Below are 17299 nucleotides of genomic sequence, written 5' to 3' on the forward strand. Positions count from 1 at the left end.
TCTCTGCAACGTGCCAGTCCTCACTGGACATAAAACAAAAGCAACCAGCCCCGGAACAAAATTTCCAGGCTAGTAGCGGTTTTGCATTTTGATACGTATTTTACCCCAGAGTTCAATGAGGGTCATCGTTTACTTTAGACCTTATTGCACCGTAGTATGACCACACGTTACCCCGTTCTTAGCTGAGATTATGCGTTTTTCATCGATTGTTACCGGACTTGCCTGCGCTTTTGTTCTGCATGCCAATGCAGCTTCTGTTGAGGATCATCGCCAATATTTGCCTGACGGTGCCAATTTGGCGCTATTGGTACAAAAAGTTGGCGCAACAACACCCAGTATGGCCTTCAATAGCCAGCAAATGGCACTTCCAGCCAGTACACAAAAGGTGATAACCGCATTAGCTGCATTACTGCAATTAGGTCCAGATTATCGGTTCATCACCACGATGGAAAGCCACGGGCCTGTTACCAGCGGCATTCTGAACGGTAATCTCATCGTACGGTTTAGCGGCGATCCTACGCTTAAGCGCCAGCAAATACGGAATATGGTGCAGGAATTAAGAAAGCGCGGGATACAGGAAATCGCGGGGGATGTGCTGATCGACACCTCAGTGTTCGCCAGTCACGACAAAGCGCCGGGCTGGCCCTGGAACGATATGACACAGTGCTTCAGCGCCCCGCCAGGTGCCGCGATTGTCGATCGCAACTGCTTCTCCGTTTCACTCTACAGTGCGCCTAAAGCGGGTGATAATGCGTTTATCCGCGTTGCATCCTATTATCCGGTGCAAATGTTCAGCGAAGTCCGCACGCTGGCTAAAGGTTCAGCCGATGCCCAATACTGCGAATTGGATGTAGTCCCCGGGGAATTAAATCGCTTTACGCTTACCGGCTGTCTGGTTCAGCGTACAGAACCGCTTCCGCTGGCATTCGCGATTCAGGACGGAGCCAGCTATGCCGGTGCTATCGTTAAAGATGAGCTACAGCAGGCAGATATCCGTATTAAAGGCAGCCTTCGTCGCCAGACGCAGCCTGGTCCGGCAGGAAGCGTACTGGCTCAGACACAATCAGCGCCACTGCACGACCTGCTCACTATCATGTTGAAAAAATCAGACAACATGATTGCCGATACGGTCTTTCGTACTATTGGGCATGAGCGTTTTAGCGTGCCGGGTACGTGGCGCGCTGGTGCAGATGCCGTGCGACAAATTTTGCGTCAGAAGGCGGGTGTAGATTTAGGAAATAGCATTGTTGTCGATGGTTCAGGCCTGTCACGCCATAACCTGATTTCACCGGAAACGATGATGCAGGTCTTGCAGTACATCGCACAGCACGATAATGAACTGAATTACATCACGATGCTTCCGCTTTCCGGCTATGACGGCACGCTGCGTTATCGTGGCGGCCTCCATGAAGCTGGCGTGGATGGTAAGGTTTCGGCTAAAACCGGGGCACTGCAGGGCGTATACAATCTGGCAGGCTTCATTACTACCGCGAGCGGCCAGCGTATGGCATTCGTCCAGTTCTTGTCTGGCTATGCCGTGCCGCCAGAAGACCAGCGCGCACGTCGAGTCCCTCTGGTGAGATTTGAAAGCCGCCTCTATAAAGATATTTATCAGAGCAATTAAAATAGAAACGCGGGCTTACCCTGATTGGATAAGCCCGCGTATGTAAGACCTGACTAACAGTAGAACGAATTATTTTTGATAGATGATCTCAACACCTTCATCATCTTCATCGTCCCAGTCATCATCCCACTCTTCTTCGGCTTCTTTTTCTATTTCAGCCAGCTGTTCGCGGTGATAATCATCCCACATGAACTCTACTTTTTCCGGTGCGCTTTCGGCAATCGCCGTTACTTTCGGATTGGCTTTCAGGAAGTTCATCACATCCCAGCAAAGTGGGTTGACGCCTTCACGGTTCGCTGCAGAAATCAGATAGTATTTATCATCCCAGCCAAGCGCAGCCGCAATATCTTTGGCACGTTTTTCCGCTTCAGCCTTGTCGATCAAATCAACCTTGTTGAAAACCAGCCAACGCGGTTTTTCTGCCAAACCCGCGCCATACTGCTCTAACTCGTTGATAATGATTTTGGCATTTTCAATTGGGTCTGACTCATCAATCGGAGCTAAATCAACCAGATGTAACAGTACACGGCAGCGTTCAAGGTGTTTCAGGAAACGAATCCCTAACCCAGCGCCTTCAGATGCGCCTTCAATCAAACCAGGGATATCCGCCACAACAAAGCTCTGCTCGCTATCCATACGGACAACGCCAAGGCTCGGTACCAGCGTGGTAAACGGATAATCAGCCACTTTCGGCTTTGCTGCTGATACTGCGCGGATAAAGGTCGATTTACCTGCGTTAGGCAGGCCAAGCATACCCACGTCAGCCAGCAACAGCAGTTCTAGCGTCAGCTCACGCTCTTCGCCTTTCGTACCGCTGGTCTTCTGACGAGGAGCACGGTTGACGGACGATTTAAAACGCGTGTTACCTAAACCATGCCAGCCGCCTTTCGCCACCATCAGGCTCTGCTGATGGCGCGTCATATCGCCCAGCACTTCACCGGTTCCCTGATCCAGAACACGGGTACCAACAGGGACTTTAATCGTAATATCTTTGCCGCGTTTACCCGTACAGTCACGACTTTGCCCGTTTTGTCCACGCTCAGCGCGGAAGGATTTTTCAAAACGATAGTCGATCAGCGTGTTCAGGTTTTCGTCTGCCAGCAGATAAACGTCACCGCCATCGCCGCCGTCACCACCGTCCGGACCGCCGTTGGGAATATATTTTTCACGGCGAAAGCTGACACAACCGTTACCGCCATCGCCTGCCACAACGAGAATTGTGGCTTCATCTACAAACTTCATTGATTCTCTCCGCAAAAAACCAATAGAGAATATCTACGTGTTTTAGGCTTGTTATTGGTTCTTCTTGGCGTAACTTTTTGATTTTACGGCATGTAGCGTATTTCTACTCACCATTAAAAAACTGACGCACCAGAACGCATTCCAGCAAAGGAGCGGATTGTACCTGCCTGCTCCAATAATTTCATCTGTATTAAAAATAAACAACACATGCAGAATGTCAAAAGGCGACCGTGACCGCTGCAATACGCTTTCTTTTAGGTTACTTCTGCACCATCAGTGGCGGCACGGGCTCTTTCTTGCCGGGTAAGAGGCGATGCCCGATAGCGGAAAACATCGCGCCAGCAACAACGACAAAGGCTCCCACATAACCGACCCAATTCAGTACTGGCGCAGCAAAGAAAGTCGGCCATCCTAATGCCAGTAGATCGGAAAACAGCAGCGTAAACAACGGCGTCAACGTAATGACCGCACTAACCTGTGATGCCTGCCAGCGAGCCATTGCCTCCGCCAGCGCACCATAGCCAATCAACGTATTCGCACCACAAAATAGCAGGCAAATAAGCTGCCAGTTGCTCAGTTGAAAAATAACCTCAAGCTTGGCAAAAGGCGTGATAAAGACGACGCACAGCACATATAGCAGAAACAGAATCTGCTGCGATGTCAGACGTCGCAATAGAACTTTCTGCGCAACACCATAGGATACCCATACTGCCGAGGCGCAAACACCCAGCAGCACGCCCAGCGTGTAGTCAGTCAGTCGGGTAAAAATCTCAATCAGGCTGGTATTAAAGAACAGGATCAGACCGCAAATCAGCATGATCGCGCCAATGACCTGCGTGCCGCGCATCTTTTCCTTTAGGATAAGTACGCTGGCGAACATCATGCCTACAGGGGAAAGTTGCCCAATAACCTGAGACGCTGTCGGACTCAGATATTGCAGAGACGAGCTAAAGAAAACAAAGTTACCCAGTAGTCCAGCCGTCGCAATCAGTAGCAGAACCCACCAACGCCGATGCCGGAAAACCCGCATTGGCGGCAACGTCTTACGGGATGAAAGAATAATACCGAGCCCAATCGATGCGATAAAAAAGCGATACCAAACAATCGTATAAGGTTCCATCACTACCAGAACCTGTTTCATGGCTATCGGTAACGCCCCCCAGCAAACAGCCGTAGTGAGCGCCAGACACAAACCGATACCCGTCTGTTGTTTAGTATTCATACTTATCCAGATGGTTTACTCAGAATCAGAATGTAAAAAGCCCCGCAAAGAATTGCGGGGCTTAAATCCGTAAGACCTAACGCGAAAAATTATTCAGCAACGATGCTGATAAATTTACGGTTTTTCGGGCCTTTAACTTCAAACTGAACTTTACCATCAGTCAAAGCAAACAGAGTATGGTCTTTCCCGCAGCCAACGTTAGTTCCTGCGTGGAATTTAGTACCACGTTGACGAACGATGATGTTACCAGCCAGAACACTTTCGCCGCCAAAACGTTTTACGCCCAGACGTTGTGCGTTAGAGTCACGACCGTTACGGGTTGAACCGCCAGCTTTCTTGTGTGCCATTTAATCCGCTCTCCTAATCTTAAGCGCTGATGCCGGTAATTTTCACGTCAGTGAACCACTGACGGTGGCCTGCTTGCTTACGGTAGTGTTTACGGCGACGGAACTTAACAATCTTCACCTTTTCGCCACGACCATGAGCAACAACTTCAGCTTTGATTTTACCGCCATCGACGAAAGGAACGCCGATTTTGATTTCTTCACCATTAGCAACCATCAGAACTTGGTCAAACTCAACGGCTTCACCAGTTGCGATGTCCAGCTTTTCCAAGCGAACGGTTTGACCTTCGCTTACTCGGTGTTGTTTACCACCACTTTGGAAAACTGCGTACATATAAAACTCCGCTTTCCGCGCACCCGTTAATAGGTTTCAGAGCGCGCTATAAATATTCATAATAGGGCGCGAATTCTACGCAAAAATACTGAGGATGACAAGTGCATAATCAACGGATGTGAAGAAAAAGAATACAACGTATCAACTGCCGTTTATCTCTCTCATTTTTCAAGTACAATCGGCGCAATAAGTTCCGTCTTGCCGATATGCAACAGAAATCTTACGGCAGTGTTGAAGACATACGTTGGCACAAACCATGAATCTAGAACAAATTACAGCATTGACTGCACAGGATATGGCAGCTGTTAATAACGTCATTCTTGAACAGCTGAATTCCGACGTCGTTTTGATAAACCAGCTTGGACACTACATCATTAGCGGTGGTGGGAAACGTATACGCCCAATGATTGCTGTACTTGCAGCCAGAGCCCTCGACTATAACGGTGATAAGCATGTCACTGTCGCCGCACTGATCGAATTTATCCACACCGCAACGCTGCTACATGATGATGTGGTAGACGAGTCCGACATGCGCCGGGGTAAAGCGACAGCAAATGCCGCCTTTGGGAACGCAGCAAGCGTGTTGGTTGGGGATTTCATCTATACACGCGCCTTCCAGATGATGACCAGCCTCGAATCGTTACGTGTGCTGGCGCTGATGTCAGAAGCGGTGAACGTGATTGCTGAAGGCGAAGTCTTGCAGCTAATGAACTGTAACGACCCGGATATCACGGAAGAAAGCTATATGCGCGTTATTTACAGTAAAACGGCGCGTTTATTTGAAGCCGCAGCGCAATCTTCATCCATCCTTGCTGGTGCGACGCCAGAGCAAGAAAAAGCGCTTCAGGACTATGGCCGCTATTTAGGCACCGCATTCCAGTTAATTGACGATCTGCTCGACTACAGCGCAGACGGCAAAACGCTGGGTAAAAACACGGGCGATGACCTCAATGAAGGTAAGCCAACGCTGCCGTTACTGCATGCGATGCGTCATGGAAATGCAGAACAGAGCTCGCTGATTCGCAAGGCCATTGAAGAAGGAAACGGGCGTCATCTGCTGGAACCGGTTCTTTCCGCCATGCAGCAATGCGGTTCACTTGATTATACGCGTCAACGCGCCGAAGAAGAGGCAGATAAGGCAATTAGCGCACTACAGCAACTGCCGGAAACACCATACCGTATGGCGCTCGAAGGCCTTGCCCATTTAGCCGTACAGCGCGATTTCTAACGTGGTGTAAGGTACTTATCTGATAAGATCGTTGATTCATAAGTAGCGCTGCCTTGCAGCGCTACTCGTTCGCCAGACTTAAGCAGTCTGGTCGATTGTGACATCATCCAGCCGAGACAGCATCGCTATTGTCCCTTCACGCAAGATGAAATTAATCAGCCGGGTTCGTTCATCAACGGACAGTTGATGGAAAATATGCACCCACGATGACAGCAGGGTCGGCTCATTATCGATACGATAATATTCGGTTGGCGGATTCTCCTTTACTAGTAGAGAGTTCCTGACCTCGTTCGGCAAACTGCGAATAGAATATTCGACACCGCGCCCTTGAACCCCTTTCCGCCTGCGCTTTTCCCAACCGTCGTCTCGCGCCCGCTTGTTCAACCCCTGCGGCGACTTAGGCAATCCACCTACGCCAACCAGCTCACTTGTTGCAAACCATTCTTTGTCCATACTCGTCACTCCCTTGTTTGTTTTGAACAGGCATTACGTCAACTCGCCCAAAAGTTTCCATATAATAGACTATAATTACCTAAACCGCTAACTTTTACGCGTTACCGACACACCTAAGTAATAAAGAAATGATTAAATCCAGCGCGATGCTGAAACATCGCTGCCAGAAGCAATACGGTAAAGCGAAAGAAAATGCAGGTTATTTTTTAACACTAACGTCAGCAATCTAAGAGTTCACCCTCGGTAGCTCAGTCAATTTCTATTGATGAGATTGGCTCCTCATCCGATGGCGTAATACCCAACTGGCTCAGCGTGGAGGACACCCCGACTCGCAGAATATAAGCGATTAGATCATCTCTTTCTTTTTCAGACAGTTGCTGGTAAATCTGCATCCAGACGGCCAGTGCCGCAGGCTGTTTCGCCGAGTAGGCGGAAGGCTCGATTTCGAGTAATAGGGATTTCTTTACCGTATCCGGCAAGCTGTGAATTGAGTACTCCACTCCTCTTCCCTGGACGCCTTTACGGCGACGCTTCTCCCATCCATCCTCGCGGGCGCGCTTATTTAATCCTTGTCTTGATTTCGGAAGGCCGCCGACTCCAACCAATTCGCTGGTAGCAAACCACTCTTTTTTCATTGCCTTTCATCCTGATAGTGCCATCCCTAACAAAAACGCGCTTATTTGGAAATTAATTGAGAATTTTAAAGAAATTTAATGCTATATTATTTCCAAATAATAATGTCATGTTAGTTCGGCATATAACTAACATCCGTTATTTATACCACTAATCGACAGTCGTCTTATAGCAAATAAGGGAAGGATTATGATTTTAAGGAAACAAGACTGGCATCCCGCTGATATCATTGCTGCACTGCGCAAGAAAAACACGACGCTGGCGGCGGTATCGCGAGCGGCCGGATTAAGCTCATCGACGTTAGCTAATGCGCTCTCACGCCCTTGGCCCAAGGGGGAATGGCTTATTGCCGATGCGCTAGGTATTCACCCCTCAGAGATTTGGCCCAGCCGGTACTACAATCCAGAAACCAATGAGCTTATCGACAGAAAAAGACTCATCCGTCCCGATTAAAAAAGAAAAGCCGGAGATATCAATCTCCGGCTTTTTATTCAACGTCACGTATTACAAGACTCTCAATGATTAATTCTTGATGAACGTCTCGCCTAGCTCAATATCCTGCTTCAGCGTATCCAGCATGCTGTTAAGCGCATTTTGCTCAAAAGCGCTTAATGTGCCGATGTCTTTACGCTCGGCGACGCCGTCTTTGCCTAACAGAATCGGTTGAGCGAAGAAGCGGGCATATTTACCATCACTTTCAACGTATGCACATTCCACTACACCGCTTTCGCCTTGCAGCGCACGAACCAGAGACAGACCAAAACGTGCCGCAGCCTGACCCATCGACAACGTAGCCGATCCGCCACCTGCTTTGGCTTCAACAACTTCGGTGCCCGCATTCTGGATACGCTTGGTCAGATCGGCCACTTCCTGCTCGCTGAAGCTGATACCAGATACCTGAGACAGCAGAGGCAGGATCGTCACACCAGAGTGTCCGCCGATAACGGGTACATTAATATCCTGCGGTTGTTTGCCTTTCAGCTCAGCAACGAATGTGTTGGAACGGATGATATCCAGCGTGGTGACGCCGAACAGTTTGTTTTTGTCATATACGCCCGCTTTTTTCAGCACTTCGGCTGCAATGGCAACGGTCGTATTCACCGGGTTGGTGATGATACCGATACAGGCTTTCGGACAAGTAACCGCAATTTGCTCAACCAGATTACGCACAATGCCAGCATTGACGTTGAACAGATCGGAACGATCCATACCAGGTTTACGTGCCACACCTGCGGAGATCAGCACGATATCTGCACCAACAAGCGCTGGTTTAGCATCTTCACCGCTATAGCCTTTGATCTTCACTGCTGTAGGAATATGGCTCAGATCGACGGCAACACCCGGCGTTACTGGGGCGATATCGTAAAGGGATAGTTCTGAACCTGAAGGAAGCTGGGTTTTGAGGAGGAGTGCGAGTGCCTGACCGATACCACCTGCTGCTCCGAGAACTGCAACTTTCATCCTAAACTCCTTATTATCATAAAATAAAAAAGTGCCGTGAATTCATTTGGTTATAAACAGAATGTAAAAATGGGGATACGAGCAACCTACTTATCTTTCTACAAATGACATGAGAGACAAAAAAATACGCTATGTCCCTAATAATAAATCAAAAACGACCATTCGTTTGAAAGGTAAGTAAAGTTAATAAGCTATTGAGCTATAACGCGGTGTTCATTCACGTGCGATTAACCTGTGCGCTACATTACACCGATCGATGGCGTCCAAACAACATCATTCTGATAACATTTGATTTACTTTTATGTGACGCAGGACGCATTTCTCGGACTACCCGAGAGTCGATTTTTTTTGAAAACAGCGACTAACGCATATCTGGTGAAAGGGACTGGAATTATACGCGATTTAATTGCATAAAAATTCACACAACTGCATAATAGGAAGATTAACCATAACAATTAATCCGGTGCAGAATGCGAAATTCGACAAAACAAGAAGACCTCGTTAAAGCGTTCAAAGCGCTGTTAAAGGAAGAGAAGTTTAGTTCTCAAAGTGAAATTGTTCAGGCATTGCAAGACGAAGGTTTTGAAAACATCAACCAGTCCAAAGTGTCACGCATGCTAACGAAATTTGGTGCTGTGCGCACGCGCAACGCCAAAATGGAGATGGTGTATTGTCTCCCTGCTGAGCTTGGCGTCCCGACGACGTCCAGCCCGCTGAAGAACCTTGTGCTGGACGTAGATTACAATGATGCCGTTGTCGTGATCCATACCAGCCCTGGAGCCGCGCAGCTCATTGCTCGCCTGCTGGACTCACTTGGGAAGTCAGAAGGTATTCTCGGCACCATCGCGGGTGATGACACCATCTTTACCACCCCGGCAAGAGGCTTCAGCGTCAAACAACTCTACGAAGCTATTCTGGTGCTATTCGAACAAGAGCTATAACCCGCTCGTCCGCTGCCGCTTTTTGTCATTCGTTCTATGCTACGTGTTTTTTACTACGTTTTCCGCTACGTGTAGACCCGCTACACGTAGCAACTATTGCGCTTAACGCCTCACACTGCAGGCAATTCAGCCAATGGCCAACGTGGCCGAACGGATACGCCCAGCGTCTGGCTCGCGCCATGAACCAGACGAACACTGCCCGCATAAGCAATCATCGCGCCGTTATCTGTGCAGAATTCGGGGCGTGCATAAAACACTTCACCACCGCGTTTCGCCATCACTTCACCTAAGCGCTGACGCAGCGTCCGATTTGCACTTACTCCCCCTGCCATGACCAGTCGTTTAAAGCCTGTCTCATCCAGCGCGCGACGGCATTTTATCGCCAGCGTATCTACAACGGCATCTTCAAAGGCACGAGCAATATCGGCACGCGTTTGATCGTCATCGCCGTTGCTACGAATCGTATTAGCCGCAAACGTTTTTAGCCCAGAGAAGCTGAAATCCAGCCCCGGCCGATCGGTCATCGGGCGCGGAAACGTGAAACGCTGGGAATCCCCCGCCTGCGCCATTTTCGACAGCATTGGGCCACCGGGATAATCTAATCCCAGCAATTTCGCCGTTTTATCAAACGCCTCACCCGCCGCGTCATCAATCGACTCACCCAGCAGGCGATATTCACCAATGCCCGTCACGCTGATGAGCTGCGTATGGCCACCAGAAACCAGCAGCGCCACGAAAGGAAACGCTGGCGGGTTATCTTCCAACATCGGGGCCAGCAAATGCCCTTCCATATGATGCACAGGAATCGCCGGCACACCCCAAGCGAATGCCAATGACCTACCAATCGTCGCGCCCACCAATAGCGCGCCGACCAAACCTGGGCCAGCGGTGTAAGCCACGCCATTGATATCGTCAGCCTGTAGCCCAGCTTCGCGCAGCGCCGCCTGAATTAACGGAACCGTTTTACGCACATGGTCGCGTGAGGCGAGCTCAGGCACTACGCCGCCGTAATCAGCATGTAATTTGACCTGACTGTATAACTGATTAGCGAGCAAACCGGTCTCTGTGTCATAAATGGCCACGCCGGTTTCATCACAGGATGTTTCGATACCCAATACGCGCATTGCTGTTCCTACTTTGATGACGATACAAGCGTCCGTTGAATGTCGCTTGCTTCAAACTGTGGATAGTCTACCATAAGCGGCCTGATTTCTGCTCTGGCCGCGGTTGGGTGTTTTATGATCACCGCAATGCTTTACAAAGGCGTCACGTTTGCAGTAGAATTCCGCACCATTTTGAAAAGGCTGGCACAAGGCCAGCGGCAAACCGAATTTATTGAGGTGAGAGGCACATGCCGGTAATTAAAGTACGTGAAAACGAGCCGTTCGACGTAGCTCTGCGTCGCTTCAAACGTTCCTGTGAGAAAGCAGGCGTTCTGGCTGAAGTTCGTCGTCGTGAGTTTTATGAAAAACCAACGACCGAACGTAAGCGCGCTAAAGCTTCTGCAGTGAAACGTCACGCGAAGAAATTGGCTCGAGAAAACGCACGCCGCACTCGTCTGTATTAATTTTCAGGAGGGTTTCCCTCCAACGCGTGATTAATCCGCAGACTTAGCAGTTGCATACGTAAGGCCGTGCTTTCCGAAAGGAAGCGCGGCTTGTTGTCGTTTATAAGCTATATCCAATGTAACCACCTTACAGAAGGGTATACACCAGGGGCTTATGGCTGGACGAATCCCACGCGTATTTATTAATGACCTGCTGGCTCGCACCGACATCGTCGATCTCATTGACGCGCGCGTCAAACTGAAAAAGCAGGGCAAAAACTATCATGCGTGCTGCCCGTTCCATCACGAGAAAACCCCCTCATTCACCGTAAACGGTGACAAACAGTTCTATCACTGTTTTGGCTGTGGCGCACACGGCAACGCCATAGACTTTTTGATGAATTACGATCGTCTAGAATTCGTTGAAACCATTGAAGAACTTGCCACTCAATACGGCCTCGAAGTGCCTTATGAAACCGGCACTGGCCCAACCCAGTTAGAGCGTCACCAACGGCAAAGTCTGTACGAATTGATGGGACAGCTCAGTGGGTTCTATCAACAAGCACTAAGCCAATCAGTCGGTACGCCAGCGTTGCAGTATCTGCAACAGCGCGGTTTAAGTGCAGAAGTGATCAGCCATTTTGCGATTGGCTTCGCCCCGCCCGGCTGGGATAACGTTTTAAAACGCTTTGGCCGCAATAATGATGACCGCAGCACATTGAACGATGCCGGCATGCTGGTGACTAACGATCAGGGCCGCACGTATGACCGCTTCCGCGAGCGTGTGATGTTTCCCATCCGCGACAAACGGGGACGAGTGATTGCCTTCGGCGGACGTGTATTAGGCGACGGTACCCCAAAGTACCTTAACTCGCCGGAAACAGAAATTTTTCATAAAGGTCGTCAGTTGTACGGCCTGTATGAGGCGCAGCAAAATCATCCAGAACTCAAACGACTTTTGGTTGTTGAAGGCTATATGGATGTGGTGGCGCTGGCGCAGTTTGGTATTGATTATGCGGTGGCATCGCTGGGTACCTCCACGACCGCCGATCACATTCAGTTACTATTTCGCGCCACCGATCTGGTGGTGTGTTGTTACGACGGAGACCGTGCCGGACGAGAAGCGGCATGGCGCGCGCTGGAAACTGCGCTACCCTATTTGAACGATGGCCGCCAGCTACGCTTTATGTTCCTGCCGGACGGTGAAGATCCCGACACGCTGGTGCGTCAAGAAGGCAAAGTCGCTTTTGAACAGCGCATGGAACAGGCTCTGCCGCTGTCGCAGTTTCTGTTTGAGACGCTGCAACAGCAGGTGGACATGAGTTCACCCGATGGCCGTACCAAGCTCAGCACACTGGCACTGCCGCTGATAGGTCAGGTTCCGGGAGAAACGCTGCGGCTGTATTTGCGCCAGCAGCTCGGCAACAAGCTAGGAATTTTGGACGACAGCCAGTTGGACAGACTGCTCCCAAAAGTGGCAGAACAGGCTCAATCCTACCAGCCGCCGCAACTAAAAGTCACAACTATGCGTATACTTATAGGGCTTTTAGTACAAAACCCAAGACTGGCGACAGAGGTGCCTGACCTCGCGCTGGAAGGCATTGAAGAAGACAAAGTGGCGGGTTTATCCCTGTTTCAGGACTTGGTGAAAACCTGCAATGCCAGCCCTGGGATGAACATGGGTCTGCTGTTGGAAAAATATCGCGACAGCAAGTACCGCAAGCAGCTTGAAACTATGGCTTCATGGAACCATATGATCGTAGAGGAAGAGCTCGACGAGAAGTTCAGAATCAGTTTGGCAGAGCTCTACGATCAGCTGTTGAAACAGCGACAAGAAACATTGATTGCCCGTGACAGAACGCATGGGCTCAACGCCAAAGAAAAAAAAGAGCTTTGGTCGTTGCAACTGGCATTGACCAGAAAACACTGATACAGAGGCTTAATTGCCGATAAATAGCAGGGTTGAGCCCTGCAAAGAGCCGCTACAGGGGCCGCGGCGATAAGAAAAATACCCCTAATGCTATTGTTAGCGAACTACGCTGACCGACACCAACCCAAATACTCTGAAGTGTGGATACCGTCTTATGGAGCAAAACCCGCAGTCACAGCTGAAGCTGCTTGTCACCCGTGGTAAGGAGCAAGGCTACCTGACCTATGCTGAGGTCAATGACCATCTGCCGGAAGATATCATCGACTCGGATCAGATCGAAGATATCATCCAGATGATTAACGACATGGGCATCCAGGTGATGGAAGAAGCACCGGATGCAGACGATCTGTTGCTGGCCGAAAACACCAATGATGCCGATGAAGATGCGGCAGAGGCTGCTGCGCAGGTTCTATCCAGTGTTGAATCGGAAATTGGTCGTACCACCGACCCGGTTCGCATGTACATGCGTGAAATGGGTACCGTTGAACTGTTGACGCGCGAAGGCGAGATCGATATCGCCAAGCGTATTGAAGACGGTATCAACCAGGTTCAGTGCTCTGTTGCGGAGTATCCTGAAGCCATTACTTACCTGCTGGAACAGTATGACCGCGTCGAAGCGGGCGAAAGCCGCCTGTCCGACCTGATTACTGGCTTCGTCGATCCTAATGCGGAAGAGGACATTGCACCTACCGCGACTCACGTTGGTTCTGAGCTTTCGAGCGAAGAAATGGACGATGACGACGAGGAAGAAGAAGACGAGGAAGAAGAAGACGACAACAGCATCGATCCTGAGCTGGCACGTGAGAAGTTCACCGAGCTGCGTGAGCAGTATGAAACAACCCGTCAGGTTATCAAAGCCCACGGTCGTAGCCATGCGCTGGCAGCACAGGAAATCCTGAATCTGTCCGAAGTCTTCAAACAGTTCCGTCTGGTGCCAAAACAGTTTGATTTCCTGGTTAACAGCATGCGTTCCATGATGGATCGCGTTCGTACTCAGGAACGTTTGATCATTAAATTGTGTGTTGAACAGTGCAAAATGCCGAAGAAAAACTTCGTCACGATGTTCACTGGCAATGAAACCAACAGCACCTGGTTTGCCGCAGCAGTCGCCATGGGCAAGCCATGGTCTGAAAAGCTGAATGATGTTGAAGAAGACGTCACCCGCAGCCTGCAAAAACTGCAGCAGATCGAAGAAGAAACTGGCCTGACGATCGAGCAGGTGAAAGACATCAACCGCCGTATGTCGATTGGTGAAGCGAAAGCGCGTCGTGCCAAGAAAGAAATGGTGGAAGCTAACCTGCGTCTGGTTATTTCTATCGCGAAGAAATACACCAACCGTGGTTTGCAGTTCCTCGACCTGATTCAGGAAGGTAACATCGGTCTGATGAAAGCGGTAGATAAGTTTGAATATCGCCGTGGCTACAAATTCTCGACCTATGCGACCTGGTGGATCCGTCAGGCGATCACCCGTTCTATCGCCGATCAGGCGCGTACCATCCGTATTCCGGTACACATGATTGAGACGATCAACAAACTGAACCGTATCTCTCGTCAGATGTTGCAGGAAATGGGTCGTGAGCCGACGCCGGAAGAGCTGGCTGAACGTATGCTGATGCCGGAAGACAAAATCCGTAAAGTGCTGAAAATTGCGAAAGAACCGATTTCAATGGAAACCCCGATTGGTGATGATGAAGATTCACATTTGGGCGATTTCATCGAAGATACGACGCTGGAGCTGCCGCTTGATTCTGCCACGTCGGAAAGCCTGCGTTCTGCAACACACGACGTACTGGCTGGCCTGACCGCGCGTGAAGCAAAAGTCCTGCGCATGCGTTTCGGTATCGATATGAACACCGACCATACGCTGGAAGAAGTGGGCAAACAGTTTGACGTTACGCGTGAACGTATTCGTCAGATCGAAGCGAAAGCACTGCGTAAACTGCGCCACCCAAGCCGTTCCGAAGTGCTGCGTAGCTTCCTGGATGATTAATTCACTCCTCAGCTAATCAACACTCCAGATAACTACATGATAAATAGCCCCGGTCCGCCGGGGTTATTTTTTGCCCGTCAAAACGCTCAGATTGGTTTCACGCCTTATTCTGCAACGCCTGATGCAGTTCCTGATACGACGCCACCAGCGACTCCAGCGTCGCACGGTTCAGCCCGCTAGGGTTCGGCAGTACCCAAACCTGCGTCTCGCCAATACGATGCTCCTGACGCCCCCACGAAACCTTCTTGATGCCAAACGCCTGACTGAACGCCTGCTTCCCTAACACCGCCAGCGCACGCGGCTGATAGTGCGTCATCTTCTCAACAATCGCATTGCCGCCTTGCAGCAGCTCGTCTCGCCCCAATTCAGTGGCTTCAACCGTTGGACGTTCCACCAGCATGGTGATGCCGCATCCGGTATCCAGCAGATGCTGTTCTTCCGCGGGTGTCAGCAAACGCTCGGTAAAGCCTGACTGATAAATCACTTTCCAGAAGCGATTACTGGGGTTAGCGAAGTGGTAACCGTGATGGGCCGTCGACAGCCCGGGGTTGATGCCGCAGAAAACAACCTGAAGATTTATGGCCAGAATATCGGTAATCATGTCTTTCCCTACTTCCGTTGACTACAGCCATCGTAAATTCTGATAAGAATAACAACAAGCTATCTTGAGTATAAAACCACCACCCGGCAGATAGGCTATAGACCTCCCCCCGCACATTACCGTATAATCATCGCCCATTCGGCCCCTTAGCTCAGTGGTTAGAGCAGGCGACTCATAATCGCTTGGTCGCTGGTTCAAGTCCAGCAGGGGCCACCAAATTCAAGGAGTTGCGTTAATAGCGCAGCTCCTTTATTTTTGGGCGCTGGTTTATGTTTATCAGGAAGAAGCGGGATGGAATGGAAAACCAAGGCGATCTGTTGCGTGCTGGCGGCAGCTAGTGCCTTAGCTGGCTACGACTATTACCTCAAGCATAGCAGCCCATCCTGCCTGGAGGTGACGTATCAGCAAGCCATCGACTATGTGAAGCACGATCTCCTGACAAACCGCATTCCACGCTGGGTTAAGTTCCGCCCCGAAAACCTCGGCACAGTAACACCTGTGATTGCTTTTGATAAAGCCGATTCATCTACCTTATCCAACCCCGAGGTTTACCTCTTGGCATTCACCGTCTCCGGCCCACAGAAAACACACTCGCTGTTTGCCATGTACGAATGTAAAACAGGTTCAGTTGAGTATGCTTCGAAAGACCAAAGGATGAATTAGCCACGCATTCACGTCTTAATTATCTGCGAACACACGTCAATAAACGCGCGCAATTTAGGTTGGTTCCTCGCGGCTCTTGAGAAATAAAGAAAGAGGCCGTCGTTTCCCGGCGAGAGATCGAGTAACGCAGCTTCCAGCGTGCCGTTTGCCAGCTCGCGTGAAGTATGGAAAGTGGATGAGTAAATAAGCCCAACACTCCTGACCGCGAGGCTACGCATAAGCTCGCCATCATTCACGGTAATTGTACCGGCTGGCTCAACTCTTACAGTTTCTTTATTTTCGACAAACTCCCACCGATAAATATCTCCCTTTTCAGGGCGACGAAAGCGAATACATTCGTGATGCACCAGATCGCGCGTCGCTTTAGGCTTACCGTTCGCTTTGAAATAGTCCGGCGAACCGAATACCGCCCACTTGAATGGCGGGGAGAGCCGTACTGCAATCATATCCTGTTCGATATAGGAACCGATCATGATGCCAGCATCATAGCCTCCAGAGACGAAGTTATCGTGACGATTACTCACCGTGATATCGATATTTAAATTCGGCCACGCCTGACGAAATGCAGGGATAAGGGGTTCGATGACATGGGGCAATGCCAAGCGTTCTACGATCAGCTTCAACGTTCCCGATGGTTTTTTTGCCGATTGAGCCACATCTTCAAAACCCGTTGCGATAACGTGTGCCGCAGGCCCGATTCTTAGCAACAGGTCTTCCCCTGCTTCCGTCAATGCCATCTTGCGCGTCGTACGGTGGAAAAGTAGCACGCCGAGGCGATGCTCCAGCTTCTGGAGCGATAAACTCACAGATCCGGGCGTCTTACCCAGATCGAGCGCGGCTTTGCGAATGCTCAAGCGTTTCGCTATAGCCAGAAATTCTGCCAGTCCATCAAAACTATCGGATTGCCCCATCAGGGTTCCTCATCGTCATGCAACACAGGGATCATAAAACGCATTTTACGATAATTTATCACGGCAATATAAAGTGATTACATCGATTTTTTAAACAATACGTTCCGTTTTTACCGTCTTTTTTCAGCCAATTATCACGGATATAGTGGCGACCATCACCACCTGCTGAGGAATTT

At 49.9% G+C, this 17299-nt stretch carries 18 protein-coding genes and 1 tRNA gene; 9 read left to right on the forward strand and 10 right to left on the reverse strand.

What is annotated here, in order from left to right:
• Positions 1–190 precede the first annotated feature (190 nt).
• Positions 191–1624 carry a serine-type D-Ala-D-Ala carboxypeptidase gene (gene dacB, locus H4F65_RS10700; RefSeq protein ID WP_010283036.1) on the forward strand — a complete coding sequence of 478 codons (1434 nt, stop codon included), beginning with the start codon at positions 191–193 and terminating at the stop codon, positions 1622–1624.
• A 69-nt stretch (positions 1625–1693) separates the two neighbouring features.
• On the opposite strand, the gene cgtA is transcribed toward dacB, so the two are convergent.
• The 4 genes from cgtA to rplU form a co-directional block, all read right to left on the reverse strand.
• A complete protein-coding gene (gene cgtA, locus H4F65_RS10705) occupies positions 1694–2866 on the reverse strand; it encodes an Obg family GTPase CgtA (RefSeq protein ID WP_010283033.1) in 1173 nt (390 codons plus the stop codon).
• Between the two features lie 259 nt (positions 2867–3125).
• A complete protein-coding gene (locus H4F65_RS10710) occupies positions 3126–4088 on the reverse strand; it encodes a DMT family transporter (protein ID WP_010283031.1) in 963 nt (320 codons plus the stop codon).
• 89 nt (positions 4089–4177) lie between these two features.
• A complete protein-coding gene (gene rpmA / locus H4F65_RS10715) occupies positions 4178–4435 on the reverse strand; it encodes a 50S ribosomal protein L27 (protein ID WP_005971498.1) in 258 nt (85 codons plus the stop codon).
• A 19-nt stretch (positions 4436–4454) separates the two neighbouring features.
• Positions 4455–4766 (reverse strand): 50S ribosomal protein L21, encoded by a 312-nt coding sequence (rplU, locus tag H4F65_RS10720; RefSeq protein WP_010283026.1) that lies wholly within the window; start codon positions 4764–4766, stop codon positions 4455–4457.
• Between the two features lie 256 nt (positions 4767–5022).
• Between rplU and ispB the strand changes: the two genes are divergently transcribed.
• Positions 5023–5994, forward strand: coding sequence for an octaprenyl diphosphate synthase (ispB, locus tag H4F65_RS10725; RefSeq protein ID WP_010283025.1), 972 nt, complete (start codon positions 5023–5025; stop codon positions 5992–5994).
• Positions 5995–6072: 78 nt separating this feature from the next.
• Here the strand turns inward: ispB and H4F65_RS10730 are convergent, their stop codons facing one another.
• Together H4F65_RS10730 and H4F65_RS10735 are read right to left on the reverse strand one after the other, a co-directional pair.
• On the reverse strand, positions 6073–6447 hold the full coding sequence (locus H4F65_RS10730) for a DNA-binding protein (RefSeq protein ID WP_010283015.1): 375 nt from the start codon (positions 6445–6447) through the stop codon (positions 6073–6075).
• A gap of 248 nt (positions 6448–6695) precedes the next feature.
• Positions 6696–7082, reverse strand: a complete 387-nt coding sequence (locus tag H4F65_RS10735; RefSeq protein WP_010283013.1) for a DNA-binding protein — start codon at positions 7080–7082, stop codon at positions 6696–6698.
• A 187-nt stretch (positions 7083–7269) separates the two neighbouring features.
• Here H4F65_RS10735 and H4F65_RS10740 point away from each other — a divergent pair, with 187 nt between their 5' ends.
• Complete coding sequence (locus H4F65_RS10740) at positions 7270–7533, forward strand: helix-turn-helix domain-containing protein (RefSeq protein ID WP_010283012.1); 264 nt, start codon at positions 7270–7272, stop codon at positions 7531–7533.
• 69 nt (positions 7534–7602) lie between these two features.
• Here H4F65_RS10740 and mdh read toward each other — a convergent pair whose 3' ends face one another.
• Entirely contained in the window at positions 7603–8541 is a 939-nt protein-coding gene (gene mdh, locus H4F65_RS10745; protein WP_010283011.1) for a malate dehydrogenase, read from the reverse strand.
• 470 nt (positions 8542–9011) lie between these two features.
• Here mdh and argR point away from each other — a divergent pair, with 470 nt between their 5' ends.
• On the forward strand, positions 9012–9482 hold the full coding sequence (gene argR, locus H4F65_RS10750) for a transcriptional regulator ArgR (RefSeq protein ID WP_010283010.1): 471 nt from the start codon (positions 9012–9014) through the stop codon (positions 9480–9482).
• Between the two features lie 110 nt (positions 9483–9592).
• Here argR and tsaD read toward each other — a convergent pair whose 3' ends face one another.
• The gene (gene tsaD, locus H4F65_RS10755) at positions 9593–10606 is read right to left on the reverse strand and encodes a tRNA (adenosine(37)-N6)-threonylcarbamoyltransferase complex transferase subunit TsaD (protein ID WP_010283009.1); all 1014 of its coding nucleotides are present in this window, start codon (positions 10604–10606) and stop codon (positions 9593–9595) included.
• 227 nt (positions 10607–10833) lie between these two features.
• Between tsaD and rpsU the strand changes: the two genes are divergently transcribed.
• The 3 genes from rpsU (at position 10834) to rpoD (ending at position 14948) form a co-directional block, all read left to right on the forward strand.
• The gene (gene rpsU / locus H4F65_RS10760; RefSeq protein WP_001144069.1) at positions 10834–11049 is read left to right on the forward strand and encodes a 30S ribosomal protein S21; all 216 of its coding nucleotides are present in this window, start codon (positions 10834–10836) and stop codon (positions 11047–11049) included.
• A 154-nt stretch (positions 11050–11203) separates the two neighbouring features.
• Positions 11204–12958, forward strand: coding sequence for a DNA primase (gene dnaG, locus H4F65_RS10765; RefSeq protein WP_010283008.1), 1755 nt, complete (start codon positions 11204–11206; stop codon positions 12956–12958).
• A 154-nt stretch (positions 12959–13112) separates the two neighbouring features.
• Positions 13113–14948 carry an RNA polymerase sigma factor RpoD gene (rpoD, locus tag H4F65_RS10770; RefSeq protein ID WP_010283007.1) on the forward strand — a complete coding sequence of 612 codons (1836 nt, stop codon included), beginning with the start codon at positions 13113–13115 and terminating at the stop codon, positions 14946–14948.
• Between the two features lie 97 nt (positions 14949–15045).
• Here rpoD and mug read toward each other — a convergent pair whose 3' ends face one another.
• Positions 15046–15549: a G/U mismatch-specific DNA glycosylase gene (mug, locus tag H4F65_RS10775; RefSeq protein WP_010283006.1), complete on the reverse strand. Its 504-nt coding sequence runs from the start codon at positions 15547–15549 to the stop codon at positions 15046–15048.
• Positions 15550–15689: 140 nt separating this feature from the next.
• On the opposite strand from mug, the gene H4F65_RS10780 reads away from it, so the two are divergent.
• Positions 15690–15765 (forward strand) — tRNA-Ile (locus tag H4F65_RS10780).
• Positions 15766–15840: 75 nt separating this feature from the next.
• Positions 15841–16212, forward strand: a complete 372-nt coding sequence (locus tag H4F65_RS10785) for a YebF family protein (protein WP_010283004.1) — start codon at positions 15841–15843, stop codon at positions 16210–16212.
• A gap of 8 nt (positions 16213–16220) precedes the next feature.
• On the opposite strand, the gene H4F65_RS10790 is transcribed toward H4F65_RS10785, so the two are convergent.
• Positions 16221–17123, reverse strand: a complete 903-nt coding sequence (locus H4F65_RS10790) for a LysR family transcriptional regulator (RefSeq protein WP_010283002.1) — start codon at positions 17121–17123, stop codon at positions 16221–16223.
• Between the last annotated feature and the right edge of the window lie 176 nt (positions 17124–17299).

The sequence above is a fragment of the Pectobacterium brasiliense genome (assembly GCF_016950255.1).
GTDB classification, from domain to species: Bacteria; Pseudomonadota; Gammaproteobacteria; order Enterobacterales; family Enterobacteriaceae; genus Pectobacterium; species Pectobacterium brasiliense.